The sequence below is a fragment of the Pseudorhodoplanes sp. genome (assembly GCF_035565855.1).
In the GTDB taxonomy this organism is placed as follows: Bacteria; Pseudomonadota; Alphaproteobacteria; order Rhizobiales; family Xanthobacteraceae; genus Pseudorhodoplanes.
Genome location: NZ_DATMRX010000073.1, coordinates 1 through 14616, shown reverse-complemented (window position 1 = coordinate 14616; position 14616 = coordinate 1). Strand labels below are relative to the sequence as shown.

General features: G+C 64.4%; 14 protein-coding genes. 7 read left to right on the top strand and 7 right to left on the bottom strand.

All coding sequences use genetic code 11. From position 1 onward, the window contains the following. The 5 genes from VN004_RS04195 to VN004_RS04175 all read left to right on the top strand — a co-directional run. A partial coding sequence (locus VN004_RS04195; RefSeq protein WP_325607325.1) for a xanthine dehydrogenase family protein molybdopterin-binding subunit occupies positions 1 to 1137 on the top strand: 1137 nt, incomplete at its 5' end. 307 nt (positions 1138 to 1444) lie between these two features. After that, on the top strand, positions 1445 to 2470 hold the full coding sequence (locus VN004_RS04190) for a xanthine dehydrogenase family protein molybdopterin-binding subunit (protein ID WP_325607323.1): 1026 nt from the start codon (positions 1445 to 1447) through the stop codon (positions 2468 to 2470). Then, on the top strand, positions 2470 to 3315 hold the full coding sequence (locus VN004_RS04185) for an MBL fold metallo-hydrolase (protein WP_325607322.1): 846 nt from the start codon (positions 2470 to 2472) through the stop codon (positions 3313 to 3315). Before VN004_RS04190 ends, VN004_RS04185 begins: the two co-directional genes overlap by 1 nt. Positions 3316 to 3350: 35 nt before the next feature. Further along, on the top strand, positions 3351 to 4337 hold the full coding sequence (locus VN004_RS04180) for a tripartite tricarboxylate transporter substrate-binding protein (protein ID WP_325607321.1): 987 nt from the start codon (positions 3351 to 3353) through the stop codon (positions 4335 to 4337). A 139-nt stretch (positions 4338 to 4476) separates the two neighbouring features. Then, positions 4477 to 6363: a thiamine pyrophosphate-dependent enzyme gene (locus VN004_RS04175; protein WP_325607319.1), complete on the top strand. Its 1887-nt coding sequence runs from the start codon at positions 4477 to 4479 to the stop codon at positions 6361 to 6363. A 77-nt stretch (positions 6364 to 6440) separates the two neighbouring features. Here the strand turns inward: VN004_RS04175 and VN004_RS04170 are convergent, their stop codons facing one another. The 7 genes from VN004_RS04170 to VN004_RS04140 form a co-directional block, all read right to left on the bottom strand. After that, entirely contained in the window at positions 6441 to 6998 is a 558-nt protein-coding gene (locus VN004_RS04170; protein WP_325607317.1) for a flavin reductase, read from the bottom strand. A gap of 54 nt (positions 6999 to 7052) precedes the next feature. After that, entirely contained in the window at positions 7053 to 8111 is a 1059-nt protein-coding gene (locus tag VN004_RS04165) for an amidohydrolase family protein (protein WP_325607315.1), read from the bottom strand. Between the two features lie 67 nt (positions 8112 to 8178). Further along, entirely contained in the window at positions 8179 to 8913 is a 735-nt protein-coding gene (locus VN004_RS04160; protein WP_325607313.1) for an ABC transporter ATP-binding protein, read from the bottom strand. Then, positions 8903 to 9643 carry an ABC transporter ATP-binding protein gene (locus VN004_RS04155; protein ID WP_325607311.1) on the bottom strand — a complete coding sequence of 247 codons (741 nt, stop codon included), beginning with the start codon at positions 9641 to 9643 and terminating at the stop codon, positions 8903 to 8905. The genes VN004_RS04160 and VN004_RS04155 overlap by 11 nt, the downstream gene beginning before the upstream one ends. Beyond that, a complete protein-coding gene (locus VN004_RS04150; RefSeq protein WP_325607309.1) occupies positions 9640 to 10620 on the bottom strand; it encodes a branched-chain amino acid ABC transporter permease in 981 nt (326 codons plus the stop codon). Before VN004_RS04150 ends, VN004_RS04155 begins: the two co-directional genes overlap by 4 nt. Continuing rightward, complete coding sequence (locus VN004_RS04145) at positions 10617 to 11477, bottom strand: branched-chain amino acid ABC transporter permease (RefSeq protein ID WP_325607307.1); 861 nt, start codon at positions 11475 to 11477, stop codon at positions 10617 to 10619. Before VN004_RS04145 ends, VN004_RS04150 begins: the two co-directional genes overlap by 4 nt. A gap of 182 nt (positions 11478 to 11659) precedes the next feature. Then, positions 11660 to 12907: an ABC transporter substrate-binding protein gene (locus tag VN004_RS04140; RefSeq protein ID WP_325607305.1), complete on the bottom strand. Its 1248-nt coding sequence runs from the start codon at positions 12905 to 12907 to the stop codon at positions 11660 to 11662. A 387-nt stretch (positions 12908 to 13294) separates the two neighbouring features. Here VN004_RS04140 and VN004_RS04135 point away from each other — a divergent pair, with 387 nt between their 5' ends. Continuing rightward, on the top strand, positions 13295 to 14182 hold the full coding sequence (locus VN004_RS04135) for an NAD(P)-dependent oxidoreductase (RefSeq protein WP_325607303.1): 888 nt from the start codon (positions 13295 to 13297) through the stop codon (positions 14180 to 14182). A gap of 13 nt (positions 14183 to 14195) precedes the next feature. Continuing rightward, positions 14196 to 14616, top strand: a 421-nt coding sequence (locus VN004_RS04130; protein WP_325607302.1) for a heme-binding protein, incomplete at its 3' end; no start/stop codon positions are given.

Genomic DNA, 14616 nt, shown 5'->3' with positions numbered 1-14616 from the left:
GGCGTGTTCGTTCACGATCAGCCGGTGATGGCGCGCGGCAAGGTGCGTTATGTCGGGGAGGCGGTCGCCGCCGTCGCGGCGGAGGATCTCGTCACCGCGAGGCGCGCCCTGGCGAAGATCAAGGTCGCGTACAAGCCGCTGCCCGCGGTATTCGATCCGTTCGAGGCGATGAAGTCCGGCGCGCCGGTCATCCACGATTACGTGCCCGACAATGTGACGAAGCACATTCCGATCCGCAAAGGCGACGTCGAGAAGGGCTTCGCGCAGTCCGATCTCGTGGTCGAGCAGGATTACGAGACGCAGGCCATTGAACATGCCTATCTCGAGCCGGAGGCGGGGCTTGGCTACGTCGATCACGACGGCGTCGTGACCATCGTTTCGCCGAGCCAGAACATCACCCACCATCGCCACATGCTGGCGAAGATCATCGCAAAGCCGATCAGCAAGGTGCGGTTCATCATGTCGCCGGTCGGTGGCGGCTTCGGCGGCAAGGAGGACATGATCTATCAAGGCATGCTGGCCCTGATGGCGATGAAGACGCACCGTCCGGTGCGCCTTGTGTTCACCCGCGAGGAATCGATTGCGACCACGGCCAAGCGCCATCCCTCGCGCACCACGCTGCGCATGGGCCTGACACGCGACGGCCGCATCCAGGCGGTGGCGTTCAAGATGGTATGCGACGGCGGCGCCTATGGCCTTTCGACCGAAGGCGTGATGCGCAAGGCCGCGATCCTCGGCGCGGGTCCGTACAACATCCCGAACCTGCAGATGGATACCTACGGCGTTTACACCAACAACACGCCGTCCGGCGCCTTCCGCTCCTTCGGTGCGCTGCAGACGCAGTTCGCAACCGAGTCGCATCTCGACATTTGTGCGGAGCGGCTCGGGCTCGATCCGTTCGAGATCCGCCGCATCAATGCGATGCGCGATGGCGCGCAGACGCATACGAAGCAGACGCTGAAATCGGTGAGCTATCTGCGCGTTCTTGAAGCGGCCGAGAAAGCGTCCCGCTGGGAAAAAGGCGCGCCGACATCGCGCGGCGACAGCCGCTCCGACCTCGGCGGCGAGGGCGTGCGCGCGTCGTGCAGTCTCGGCGCGCGCTTTTCGGCGGACGTGACACGCGAGGCGGCAGAGTGATGGCTCTCTTGCCGCATAGGCGAACCTCACCCGGCCTCATCCTGAGGAGGCCGCGCAGCTCTTCTCCCCTCCCCCCGCGAGCGAAGCGAGTGGTGGGGAGGGGTCGGGGGTGGGGGCGCTTTCTTCCGCTTTTGCGCCAAATCCCCCCCACCCCGATCTCCTTCACTTCGTTCAGTCGATCGACCCTCCCCACCGCTTCGCGGGGGGAGGGAAACGAACGAAGGATGGGGCCGCCCTTGTCCTTCGAGACGCCCGCTTCGCGGGCTCCTCAGGACGAGGGCGAAGTTGACGCTGGAGTGCTTGTCTGATGGCGCGCAAACGCGGACGCGGCATGGCTGGAGCCTGGTACGGGATCGCGCGCACCGCGACGGTCGATCGTGCCGGCGCGTGGGTCGAGATCGACGACGGCGGCAGCGCCAAGGTCGTCACCGGCGTCACCGAGATCGGCGAGGGCATCCTCACCGTGCTGGCGCAGATCGCGGCCGAGGAACTCGGCGTGCGCCCCGAAGACGTCACCATCGGCGACAATGACACCGCGCGCTCGCCTGAAGCCGCGCATGCCGGCGCAACGCGGCAGACCTACATGATCGGCAATGCCGTTGCGCTGGCTTCGCGCGAAGCGTTCGGGCGGCTGGCGCAGGTCATGGCCAACGAATGGAGCGTGCCGCCGGATACGATCTGCGCGGCGTCCGGCGAAATCTGGGCCGAAGGCACCAACCATCGCACCACGATGGACAAGGCGGTGCATCTTGCGAAAGGCCGCGGCGTGGTGCCGCTCGGATCGGCGAGCTTCGGTACAGACACCACGGGCCTCGATCCGGTCGATGGCGCGGGCCGCCCGTGGCAGGCCTATGTGTTCGGCTGTCAGGTGGCCGAGGTCGAAGTCGATACCGTCACGGGCGAGGTGCAGGTGCTCGGCATCTGGGCCGCGCATGATGTCGGCCGCGCCGTCAATCCGAAAGGCGTCGAAGGCCAGATCGAAGGCGGCATCGTGCAGGCGCTCGGTCAGGCGCTGATGGAGGATTACAAGCTCGAGAACGGTCACACCACGACGCCGGGCTTTGCGAAATACATCCTGCCGACCTCGCTCGATGTGCCGCACGTCACCTCGATCATCGTGGAAGATCCCGATCCGATCGGCCCGCTCGGCGTGAAAGGCATCGGCGAGCCCGCCATGGTGCCGACCATTCCTGCGGTGATGAACGCGATCTATGACGCGGTCGGCGTTCGCATCACCTCGCTCCCTGCAACACCCGAAAAAGTGCTGATGGCGATCCGGGACAAGGAAGCCCGCGAGCGCGAATGGCGCAATCACGCGGAGGCGGCGGAGTAATGCTCGACCGTCCGGTCCAGGCAGAGCAGTCGTTCGAAGCCGATCTCACGGCGATCCGCGCGATTGCCGGCCTGGTCCCCGGTCCGCTGCCGATTGCGCTGAATGCGGTGAGGTTCGCCGCTTCGATCCGTCCGCGGAAATTCGTCATCGAGGGCGGCGATGAAACGCCGGTGACGATGCCGCGCACCGCCTATCAGGTGGTCTATCCGGACGGCACCGTGATGATCGATGCCGGCATGGACCGGGCGACGCACGAGTCGTTCGGTGCGGGCGAGCCTTACGATGACGATGCCTTCGCGCAGGTGAAGCGCGCGCTCGGTTCCGCGCGCATGATCGTGCTGACGCATTATCATGCGGACCATGTCGGCGGCGTGGTGACCGCTGACGATTTCGGCACGCTTGCAAAGAAGACCGTCGCAACGGCGGAAACGCTGTCGCTGATGATGAACCAGCCGCATCGGCCACACTTGAAACTGCCGGAGCGGCGCGCCGAGCAATTCATCTGCCTGAGTTATGGCCGCTATTATCCGGTTGCGCCGGGCATGGTGCTGATCAAGGCGCCCGGACATTCGCCGGATATGCAGATGATTTACCTCCGTCTTCAGGACGGACGCGAATACCTGCACTCGATCGATGCCGCCTGGAACGAAGCCAACATTCGTCATGTGAAAGGCAAGGCGGCGCCGTGGGTAAAGGAGGATGTCGCAGCCGTTCTCGCGCAATTGCGTTGGCTCAATCGTCTGATGACGGAAGAGAGCGCGCTCCACATTTTGGTCACGCATGACGGAGAGCTTCTCGATCGGATGATCGAGAAGGGTGCCGTCGGCCAAAAACTGAAGGTCTGACAAAGGACCGCACCATAACGATGAAAGGGAGAGACATGACATCACGACGCGCTTCCGCTGCCATGCTCGGGCTCGCCACCGCGCTGCTTTTGCCCGCAGCTGTTTTCGCCCAAGGCTATCCTCATCGTCCGATCACCGTGGTGGTGCCGTTCCCGGCCGGCGGACCAAGCGACGTCGTCGCGCGGATCGTTGTCGAGGGCATGTCGAAGCATCTGGGGCAGTCGATGGTCATCGAGAATGTCGGAGGGGCCGGCGGCACGCTGGGTTCCGGCCGTGTTGCGACGGCCGATGCCGATGGCTACACGCTTCTCGCCGGCTCGATGGGATCGCATGTTGCAGCGCCGGTGCTGACGCCGAATATCCGTTACGATTCCGAACGCGATTTCATCCCGATCGGCATCACCGCCGACGCACCTGCCGTGATCGTGACGCGCGGCGATTTTCCGGCCAAGGATCTCAAGGAATTCGTGGCGTATGTGAAGGCCAATGGCGACAAGGTGAAGCAGGCGCATGGCGGCGTCGGTTCGTCCTCGCACATGGCGTGTCTGTTGTTCACCACGGAGGCGGGCCTGAAGCCGACGCTCGTCGCCTACAAGGGCACGGGGCCTGCGATGAACGACCTGCTTGGCGGGCATGTCGATTTCCTGTGCGAGCAATCGGTCAGTGTCGCGGGCCAGGTGCGCTCCGGAAAGGTGAAGGCGCTTGGCGTTTCGGCCGCGAGCAAGATCGAGGCGCTTCCGCAGGTGCCGCCGGCCAAGGATGGCGGCGTCAATTATCAGATGAATATCTGGTCCGGCATCTTCGCGCCGAAGGGAACGCCGAAGGAAGCCATCGACAAGCTCGCCGCAGCGCTCGACAAGGCCCTCGATGATCCGACCGTCATCAAGCGCCTGACCGATCTCGGCGGCTCGATCCCGGTCAAGGCCGAGCGCAACCCGGCCAAGTTCGACAAGCTGGTGAAGGAGGAAATCGTGCGCTGGAAGCCGATCCTTCAGGCTGCGGCGCCGCAGCCGAAGAGCTGATTCCTTACTGAACGATGCAAGGAAAATCCGGCTGTCGCAACGATGCTGCGGCAGCCGGATGGGCTCACCGGAATGGTCATGCCCCTAGACGTTCCCGGTAATTTGGTTTGATGCCCGAAAGGCGAAAGCGGAATACGCCATGCTGACACGTCCCTCCGAAGGCGAACAGCGCGATGCAATGCGCGCCCGTGCCCGCGCGATCCAGGACGCGGGTTCGCTTCCAGAGGCGTTGCGCCGGGGCGCGCTGCCGAAGCTCGTCGAAACGACGCTGTCGGAAGCGCTCGTGCTCGGCCTTCTGAAGCAGGATGTCCGCAAATATCTCGCGATCTTCGGCCACGGCTCGACCGATCTCGGCGAGGTGCTGCGCATCTACGAAGAGGAGGGCGTCACCCGCACCTTCAATTTCCGCAACGAGGTCGAGATGGCGCATGCCGCGACGGCGTTGCGCTGGCAATATGGCGAAATCCCCGCGGTCGTGACCTCGATCGGGCCGGGCGCGCTGCAGGCTCTTGCCGGTTCGCTCGCGGCAGCGTCGAATGGCGTCGGCGTCTATCACATCTATGGCGATGAGACGACGTTCGGCGAAGGCTACAACATGCAGCAGGTGCCGAAGGAGGAGCAGGGCCTGTTCGGCCGCATGACCGCGCTGATGGGCGGCTCCTATGTACTGCACACGCCGGAAGCCCTGCGCGACGCGCTGCGCCGCGGCTCGCTCCAGGTCAATCATCCCTATCGCGCGGGTCCGTTCTATCTGCTGTTGCCGCTCAACACGCAGCCGCAGCGCGTCACCGTGAATATTGCCGCGCTGCCCGACCGGCCCGACCTGCCGCAGCTCGCAACGGTCGACGACAAGGCCTACACAAAAGCGGCGCGGCTGATTGCACAGGCGCGGAGCGTGACGATCAAGGCCGGCGGCGGCACGCGGGGCCATGACGCCGCAGTGCGGCGCCTTGCGGAAATGTCGGGTGCTGCCGTCGTGCTGTCGCCCGGCTCGACCGGCGTCCTGCCGGACGCGCATCCGCAAAACATGCATGTCGGCGGCTCGAAAGGCTCGATCAGCGGCAACTTCGCCATGGCCAATGCTGAGCTGGTCATCGTGATCGGATCGCGTGCGGTCTGTCAGGCCGATTGCTCGGGCATCGGATACAAGTCCGCGAAACAGGTCATCAACATCAACGGCGATATGGCCGACGCATTGCATTACAACAACACGACGGCGCTGCCCGGCGACATCGGTGCGGTCATCGAAAGGCTCTGCGTGCATCTGACCGGCGCGAGTGCGAACAAGGCCGAATGGCTGAAGGCATGCGCGGCGAAGAAGGCGGAATGGGCCGCATTCAAACAGGCGCGCTTCGATGCGCCGCCCGCGCAGGATGCCGCGTGGCAGCGTGCGGTGCTGTACCAGCCGGCGGCGATCAAGGTGGTCGCGGATTTCGCCAAGGCGCGCGATGCGGCGAAATTCTTCGATGCCGGAGACGTGCAGGCGAACGGCTTCCAGATCGTGGAAGACGACCGGACCGGCGATACGTTCACGGAATCCGGCGCCTCCTATATGGGCTTCGCTGTCAGCGCCTTGCTCGCATCGGCGATCGCCGACAAGCCGCGCTACGGCATCGCCTTTACCGGCGATGGCTCCTTCATGATGAACCCGCAGGTGCTGATCGATGCGGTCGAGCACAAGCTGCGCGGCATGATCGTGATCTTCGACAACCGGCGCATGGCCGCGATCACCGGCCTGCAGCTCGCGCAATATGGCAAGGAATTCCGCACCAGCGATTCCGTGCCGGTCGATTACGTGCAGCTGGCCGGGGCGGTGAAGGGCGTGCGCGCGCTGCACGGGGGCACCAGCGCGGATGAACTGCGCGCAGCGCTGGATGAGGCTTACGCGCATGACGGTTTGTCGGTCGTGCATGTGCCGGTCTATGCCGGGCCGGACGAGCTTGCGGGGCTCGGCGCCTTCGGACAGTGGAATGTCGGCAACTGGTGCGACGACGTTCAGCGCGAATGGATCGCGCAGGATATTTGAGAGATCGCCCCCGCTAAGGCGGGGGCACATAACCACCAATGAGCGTATAGGTCCCCGGCCTTCGCGGGGGAGACGCCTCACACGTGCTTGTAGGCGCGCGCGTGATAGACCAGCGCCTTCTCGGCGTTGGCGAGCCGGATCGCCGCCACTTCCCCGAAATAGATGTCGTGGGTGGCGACCGATTTCATCTCCAGCACGCGGCAATCGAGCGCCGCTATCGCGTTCGTGAGCACCGGCGCGCCGGTTTCCAGCTTGATCCAGTCGCCACGCATGAAGCGCTCGGCCATGAACACGCCGGTACGGCCGGCGAAGACATTGGCCAATTCCTCCTCGCTCGAAGCGAGCGTGTTCACGCAGAACACCTGGTTCTCACGCATGACCGGTGTGATCTGGCTCTTGCGGTTGAGGCAGACGAGCACGGTCGGCGGCGAGTCCGACACCGAGGCCACCGCGGTCGCGGTGAAGCCGGCGCGCCCGGCCGGGCCCGATGTCGTGATGATGTGGACGGCGGCGCCGAGCCGGCTCATCGCCTCGCGAAACGTCGCCGGCTCCGCGACCGGCAAGCCCGGCGCGGCCGAAGCCGTGGCCTGGTCGCGTTCCCATACGCTGACCGGTGAATTGTCGATCCAGCTCATTCCCCAGAACCCCGCGGCCAGGACTTAGCGCCGGAAGACCGCGGGGTCGCCTTGCTAGAGCCCGAGCAGCCGCTTTGTATTGCCGCCCACTATCTTGCCCACCGTAGCAGAGTCGAAAGCCGGATTGGAAGCGACATGGCCGACCGGGTCGTAGTCCGCCATATCGAAGGGGTAATCGGTTCCCATCAGCACATGGTCGGCGCCGAACGTCTCGACCAGCGCCTTGAGCTGGCCTTCGGAGAACACCACGGTGTCCACATAGATCTGGCGCAGATAGCTCGTCGGCGGTTTCGGCAGGTCGGCATGTCCATCGGACCGCGCACCCCAGACGTGATCGATGCGGCCGTAATAGCCGCCGAGATAGCCGCCGCCATGCACCGCCAGGAGCTTCAGGTTCGGATGGCGTTCGAGCACGCCGTCGAAGATCAGGAAATGCAGGGCGATTGTGGTCTCGAGCGGATTGCCGATGACGTTGTTGAAATAGAAGCGCTTGAAGCGCTCGCCATGGGTGAAGCCGTTCGGATGAATGACGACGAGGAGGCCGAGCTCCTCCGCCTTCTTCCAGAACGGCGCCGCGACCGGATCGGACAATTCCTTGCCATCGATATTGGTGAGGATCTGCACGCCCTTGAAGCCGAGCTTCGCGATCCGCTCCAGTTCTTTCGCCGCCTCGTCGCCATAGGGTAGCGGCACGGTCCCGAATGGGATCAGGCGGTCCGGCTTCTTCGCGCAATATTCGGCGATGCCGTCATTGACGATCTGCGCGGCCTTTACGGCGATCTCGACCGGCAGCGTGTAATAGCACTGGCCGGGCGGCGGCTTGATCACCTGCATGTCGACGCCCATGGCGTCGAGATTGCGGAGCCGGGGTTCGAACTCCACGATGCGGTGCTTCATGTCCGCTTCCTGCTTGGCGTTGACCGCCGCAGTCTCCGGCGACTGAAAGCTGTGGAGGCCGGGACCTGAGGGCGCATTCTGCGCGACGTAAGCGCCGGCTGCGGGCACCGCGACATGCGAATGAACGTCGATGGTGACGCTCTGCGGTCTGATCTCGCGGCCCGGTTTGCCGTGTTTGCGGGCGGCGGTGGGCTCGTACTTGTTCCAGGCAGTCATGAACGGGTCCTGTTATTCGCTTTTGCTGCTATTTGATCCGGCGGGGCGCCGCGTGGGCGTGCTACCATCAAAACACCCCGAGTTGCTGTGCGATCAGCGCATGATCGCCCTTCACCTGATCGGCGGACCCGTTGAAGGCGATCCGGCCGGTATTGATGATCACCACGTCGTCCGCGAGATCGAGCGTCAGCTTGATATTCTGCTCGACCAGAACGATGGATTGTCCCTCCGCCTTGAGCTGGGCGATGGTGCGCCCGACTTCGGCGACAAGCTGCGGTGCAAGTCCCTCGGACGGCTCGTCCATCAGCAGCACGCGGGGGTTGCCCATCAGGGCGCGGGCAATCGCGAGCATCTGCTGCTCGCCGCCGGACAGGGAGCCGGCGAGCTGTTGCTCGCGCTCCTTCAGCCGCGGAAACAGCGCATAGACGCGCTCGAAGGTCCAGGCCGGGCGATTGTCGCTGCGCTTGCGGCGCTGCTCGGCGACGCTCAGATTTTCGCGCACCGTGAGCGATCGGAACACGCGGCGGCCCTGCGGCACGAGACCGATGCCGCGATGCGCGATGGTGTCGGGCGCGAGCCCCGCGATCGGTTCGCCGAACAGGCTGATGCTGCCGCGCCGCGGCTTCAGGAAGCCCATGATCGCCGACATGCATGTGGTCTTGCCGGCCCCGTTGCGGCCGAGCAGTCCGAGCAGATGGCCTTCGCGCAGCGTGAAGCCGACGCCATGCAGGACGTGGCTGTCGCCGTAATAGGCGTCGACGTTGGAGATCGCGAGCGCTTCGGACGGCTGACTAGTCGCCAAGGTAGACCTCCCGCGTGCGAGGATCGGCCACCACTTCGGCGCGGCTGCCTTCGACGATCACCTGCCCGTAATGCAGGAGCGTGATGCGCTCGGCGAATTCCAGCGCGGTGTCCATGTCATGCTCGATCATCACGATGGTGACGTCGCGCGGAATAGTCCTGAGCAGCGCGCTCAATGTCTTGCGTTCCTCCTGCGACAGCCCGGCCAGCGGTTCGTCGAGCAGCAGCACTTTCGGCTTCTGCGCCAGCGCCATTGCGAATTCGAGACGCCGCCGTTCGCCATAGGAGGTTTCGGCGACGATGCGGTCGGCGCTGCCGCCGAGCCCGACCTGCGCCAGCGCCGCATGCGCCGCCTCGTTCATCGCGGTCCGCGCCGACAGCGCCGTCCACGGATTCCAGCGCACCGGATCGAGACCCAGCAGGGCGAGCTTGACGTTGTGCAGCAGCGTTTCCTTCGGAAACAGCGTGAGGATCTGATAGGTGCGGGCGAGACCGAGATGCACGCGTCTCTCGGTCGGCATTCCGACAAGCTCGTTGCCGAACAGCTTCACCGAGCCGGTATCGGCGGTGAGGTCGCCGGTGATGAGATTGAACAGCGTGGTCTTGCCCGCGCCGTTCGGGCCGATGATCAGCCGCCGCTCGCCTGGCATCACCGTGAGCGAGACATCGCGCGTCGCCGGCAGACCGCCGAACCGCTTGTTCAGTCCCTCGATCGCGAGCGCGGGTGTCATTCGGCGGGCTCCGTCGCGGGCGCAGCCGCCTTCGGCTTGTTGCGGTTTCGCAAGCGCAGCCACAGCGCGCGGAAGCCCGGCACAAGGCCAAGCGGCATGAAGATGATGACGCAGATGAAGATGGCGCCGAGCAGCGTGTTCCAGCGCTCGACATAGGTCGAGACGACGTTCTTGATCAGCGTGATGATGACGGCGCCGACGACCGGGCCGGTCAGCGAGGAGGCGCCGCCGAGGATCGCCATCAGGAGGATTTCGGCAGATTGCTGCAGCGTCAGCGCGTGCGGCGACAGGAACACATTGTAATAGACGAACATCAATCCGCCGACCGAACCCCAGAAGCCGGCAATCACGAAGGTGAGCCACTGCACCATCCAGACATTGTGGCCGAGCATGCGCATGCGCCGCGGCTGATCGCGCGTGCCCATCAGGCTCGCGCCGAACGGCGAGCGGGAAAAGCGCCACATCGCGAAGAAGGCGGCCGCGAACACGATCAGCGTGAAGTAATAGAAGGAGGTTGCCGTGGTGATGTCGAAGCCGAAGGGCTGCGGCCGCGCCGGCAGGCTGATGCCGTTGTCGCCGCCGGTCAGCGTGTTGGCGCGATAGGCGATGCCCCAGACGATCTGGCCGAGCGCGAGCGTGATCATCAGGAATCCGAGACCGGGCGCGCGCAGCGACAGCATGCCGAACAGGGCGGCGCTTGCGGTGGAGAGCGCCAGCGCCGCGATCGCCGCGATCAGCGGATGATAGCCCGCGACGGTCAGCAATATGCAGGTATAGCCGGCGACACCGATATAGGCGGCATGGCCGAGCGAAACCATGCCGCCGAAGCCGAGCATCAGGTTGATGCTGAGCGCGAGGATCGCGAAGATCAGGCACTGGCTCGCCATGTTGATGTAGAATTCGTGCGTGATGATGCGCGGCAGCGCCAGCAGCAGCACGATGGCGATGGCAAGGGCGATGAGGTTGCCGCGGTTCACAGCTGCACCCGCCCGAACAGGCCTTGCGGCAGGAAGACGAGGACCAGCACCATCGGCAGGAACAGCACGAAATAGGCAAGGTCCGGCACCAGCGCGATGCCGAAATTGTAGAGAAAGCCGACGACGAAGCTGCCGACAAAGGCGCCGAGCAACGAGCCCGCGCCGCCCAGAATGACCACGATCAGCGCCAGCGGCAGCATGTCGGCATCGAGGCCGGGATAGGCGTTCAGGATCGGCCCGCCGAGCACGCCGCCGGTGCCGGCGAGCGCTGCACCGAGCAGGAACACCATGGTGAAGAGACGGCCGACCGGAATGCCGACGCCGCGCGCCATCTCCATGTCGTCGACGCCGGCGCGGATCATCGCGCCGATGCGCGTGCGCTCCATGAGGATATAGAGGCCGATTGCCGCGACCAGCGCGAGCCCCAGCACAACGAGACGGTAGGTCGGAAAGGCGAGGCCGAAATAACGCAGCGGCGGCCGTAATTCGGCAGGCGCCGGAAGCGGCATCGGGTCGCCGGTCCAGACCAAAAGGCACAGATCGGCGACGATGAAGGAAAGCCCGAGCGTCACCAGCACCTGGCCCTGTGCATTGCCCGGCAATTGCCGGAGAACGAAGCGTTCGAGAATGATGCCGACGAGACCGACGCCGAGCCCCGCGCCGATCGCGGCGAGCCAGAAATTGAATTTCAGCGACAGCAGCGTGTAGCCGAAATAGGCGCCCAGCATGAAGAATGCGCCATGCGCCAGATTTGGGATGCGCATCAGTCCGAAGATCAGGGAGAAGCCGGACGATAACAGGAACAGAAGGCCGCCGAACGCGACGGAGTTCAGCGTTTGAATGATCCAGAATTGCATGCGTAATTGTGTCCTGGTGCCGCCACATACCTCTCCCCGCTTGCGGGGAGAGGTCGCCCGCCGCAGGCGGGCGGGTGAGGGGGGAGGCGCCTCAACGCAAGTCTCGGAGAAGCCCCTCACCCGGCTCGCACCTTTCGGGTGCTCGCCACCCTCTCCCCGCTGAAGCGGGGAGAGGGAAGAGATCACGGCTCCAGATTCTTCGCCGGCGGATAGTCGCGCGAATAGACCGGCTGCTTGAGGAATTCCTCCGGCTTGTAGGTCCAGAACTGGCTCACATCCGGATAGGTCTTCACCACGGCGTTGACGAGCTTGCCGTTTCTGCGCTCCACCTTGCGGATATAGAGATTGCCGACGACGTTGCCGTATTCGTCGAAACGCATCGGGCCGCGTAGCGATTCCTTCATGTTGACGCCCTTGAGCGCCTTCATGAAGGCGTTCTTGTCCTCGATATTGCCTTTGACGTCCTTGAGCGCCTGTTCCAGCACCTCGCCGCTGAGATAGGTCTCCGCGGCATAGACGCCGGGATCGACCTTGTAGTCCTTCTGGATGTCGGCAACGAAGCGCTTGTTGATCGGGTTATCCAGCACGGCCGAATACCAGTTGCCGGTGATCGCGCCGAGTGCGTCGTCGCCCATCTGCTGCAGCAACGATTCATCGACGGGGGTGAAGCCGCCGAGGATCTGCGACGTGTTGCCGTATTCGCGCAGCTGCTTGATGAACTTGAAGCCGTTCGAGCCGGCGTGACCGGTATAGACTCCGTCCAGATCGGGCTTGAGCTGCGAAATGTAAGTGCCGTAATCCGGCGCGTTCAGTGGCGTGAACAGCTTCTGCACCACCTTGCCGCCGGCGTCTTCGAACGCGCGCAGGAAGCCGCCGACATTCTCGTGGCCGAAGGCGAAATCGTCCGCAATCGCGGCGACCCGCTTCAGTTTCAGCTCTTTGGCGGCATAGTCGCCGACCGGATGGCTCGGCTGTGCCGATGTCGAACTCGGACGCACCAGCCACGGATTGGCCTTGCGCTGTGTCATGTCCTCCGCGCCGGCGACGGTAAGGATCGGTGTTTGCGTCGAGCGGATATAATCGTCGATTGCCAGGGCTTCGAAGGCGGCGAGCGGACCGATCAGACAATTGACCTTGAAGCGCTCGACGAGTTCCTGCGTCTTGGTGCGGGTCTGCGCCGGGTTGCCGGCGGTATCCGCGGTATGAAGCTCGACCTTGCGGCCGGCGAGTTCGAAGTTCCGCTGCTTGAAGAAGACCGTCAGGCCCTGCTCCATCTGGATGCCGCCGGATGCAAGGGGGCCGGTCTTGACGGTGAGAAAGCCGACCTGGATCGGAGCCGCCTGCGCGACGGCCGCGGGTATCTTCATCACCTGCGAGCTGACGCCCGCAGCGAGAACACTCTTGATGGCGGTGCGGCGCGTGATCTTCACTTGAACCTCCCTTATTGGGACGCCTGCCGCATGTCATGCGGTGCAGCGCCTGATTGACGTTTCCTCGTGCGGCGCGACGCTTTCAGCGTCTTGTTGGTTTGGCCGTCCCGCAGACTATAGCGCGCCTTTGCGGCTCTGCGTCCAGCGTTCTGCGTTCGCGGATGCCTTGATTTTGATCGCGGGAGGAAAATGACAGGACGTCATGACAGGGCCTCATGACAGGACTTGCCGCTTCGGTGTCCGGGTAGCGGCTTGCATGCACGATATTTCACCCGTGAAAATTTCACGATGTTCCACAATCGCAAAATTGCACCGGCTTTTGCCAACGCGATACGAACGCGCGACAATGTCTGAAGGCTCCATCAGTGGGCATCGGGAGGAGAGTGCATGCGTGTCGGATTGGCCGGGTTGGGCAAGATGGGCGCCGCCATTGCCGCACGATTGATGGAATGCGGGCATGAGCTGATCGTCTGGAATCGGTCCGCGGACAAGGCAAAGGCGCTGGCGGATGCAGGGGCGAAGGTCGCGGCTTCGCCTGCCGAGCTTGCCGCGCAAGCCGACGTCATCATCACGATCCTGACCGACGCCGCCGCAATCGACGCTGTCTATGGCGGTACGTCAGGCCTTCTGTCTGCAGACGTAACCGGCAAGCTCTTCATCGAGATGAGCACGGTGCAGCCACAGACCGAAATCGCGCTCGCCGAGAAGGTCCGCACGAGGGGCGCGGCTTTCGTCGAATGCCCCGTCGGCGGCACCACGGGCCCGGCGCGTCAGGGCAAGCTGTTCGGCTTTGCCGGCGGAACCGAGGCCGATGTCGGGCGCGCCCAGCCGCTGCTCGACCAGATGTGCCGGCGCGTCGAGCATGTGGGCGATGTCGGCGCCGGCGCCAGCATCAAGCTCGCCATCAACCTGCCGCTGATGATCTACTGGCAGGCGCTCGGCGAAGCTCTGGCGATCAGCCGCCATCTGAAACTGGAGCCGCAGCGGCTGATGGACATCATCGCCGATACGTCGGGCGCGCCGACCGCGGTGAAGAATCGCGGCCCCAATATCTCGGCCTGGCTCGGTGGCGGCGATTTCGGCCCGGTGACGTTCAATCTCGACGATGCGCGCAAGGACATCCGCACCATGATCGCGCAAGGGCGGGCGCTTGGTGTTGAGTTGCCGCTGATCGAACGCACCCTGTCGTGTTTCGACGAAGCCAGTGCCGCGGGCTATGGTCAAGGCGACGGATCGGGGCAGGCGGTGTATTGGGCCCGCCGACAGAAATCCTGAAGGGGGGGACGACATGACAACACTCACATTGGCGCAAGCTTCCACCATTATGGACACGGCGCTGAAGACCGGCCGCGAGAGGAATTTCCAGCCGCTCTCGGTCGCGGTTCTCGATGCCGGCGGTCATCTCGTAGCCTTCAAGCGCGAAGACAAGTCCGGCATCCTGCGGTTCGACATCGCCTTCGGCAAAGCCTGGGGTGCGCTGGGCATGGGCTTCGGCTCGCGGACGCTGGCCGAGCGCGCCGAGAAGACGCCGATGTTTTTCACGACGCTTGCTGCGGCCAGCGGCGGGCGCATCGTGACCGTTCCCGGCGGTGTGCTGATCCGCGAAGCCGGCGGAACCATCATCGGTGCCGTCGGGATTTCCGGCGATACGTCCGACAACGACGAGATCTGCGCCATTGCCGGGATCGAGGCGGCCGGGCTGAAGGCCG

What these genes read in the sequence shown, in the direction of transcription:
- VN004_RS04190 (WP_325607323.1), top strand. Translation starts at nt 1,445, where the DNA reads ATGGCGCGCAAACGCGGACGCGGCATGGCTGGAGCCTGGTACGGGATC.
- VN004_RS04185 (WP_325607322.1), top strand. Translation starts at nt 2,470, where the DNA reads ATGCTCGACCGTCCGGTCCAGGCAGAGCAGTCGTTCGAAGCCGATCTC.
- VN004_RS04180 (WP_325607321.1), top strand. Translation starts at nt 3,351, where the DNA reads ATGACATCACGACGCGCTTCCGCTGCCATGCTCGGGCTCGCCACCGCG.
- VN004_RS04175 (WP_325607319.1), top strand. Translation starts at nt 4,477, where the DNA reads ATGCTGACACGTCCCTCCGAAGGCGAACAGCGCGATGCAATGCGCGCC.
- VN004_RS04170 (WP_325607317.1), bottom strand. Translation starts at nt 6,998, where the DNA reads ATGAGCTGGATCGACAATTCACCGGTCAGCGTATGGGAACGCGACCAG.
- VN004_RS04165 (WP_325607315.1), bottom strand. Translation starts at nt 8,111, where the DNA reads ATGACTGCCTGGAACAAGTACGAGCCCACCGCCGCCCGCAAACACGGC.
- VN004_RS04155 (WP_325607311.1), bottom strand. Translation starts at nt 9,643, where the DNA reads ATGACACCCGCGCTCGCGATCGAGGGACTGAACAAGCGGTTCGGCGGT.
- VN004_RS04145 (WP_325607307.1), bottom strand. Translation starts at nt 11,477, where the DNA reads ATGCAATTCTGGATCATTCAAACGCTGAACTCCGTCGCGTTCGGCGGC.
- VN004_RS04135 (WP_325607303.1), top strand. Translation starts at nt 13,295, where the DNA reads ATGCGTGTCGGATTGGCCGGGTTGGGCAAGATGGGCGCCGCCATTGCC.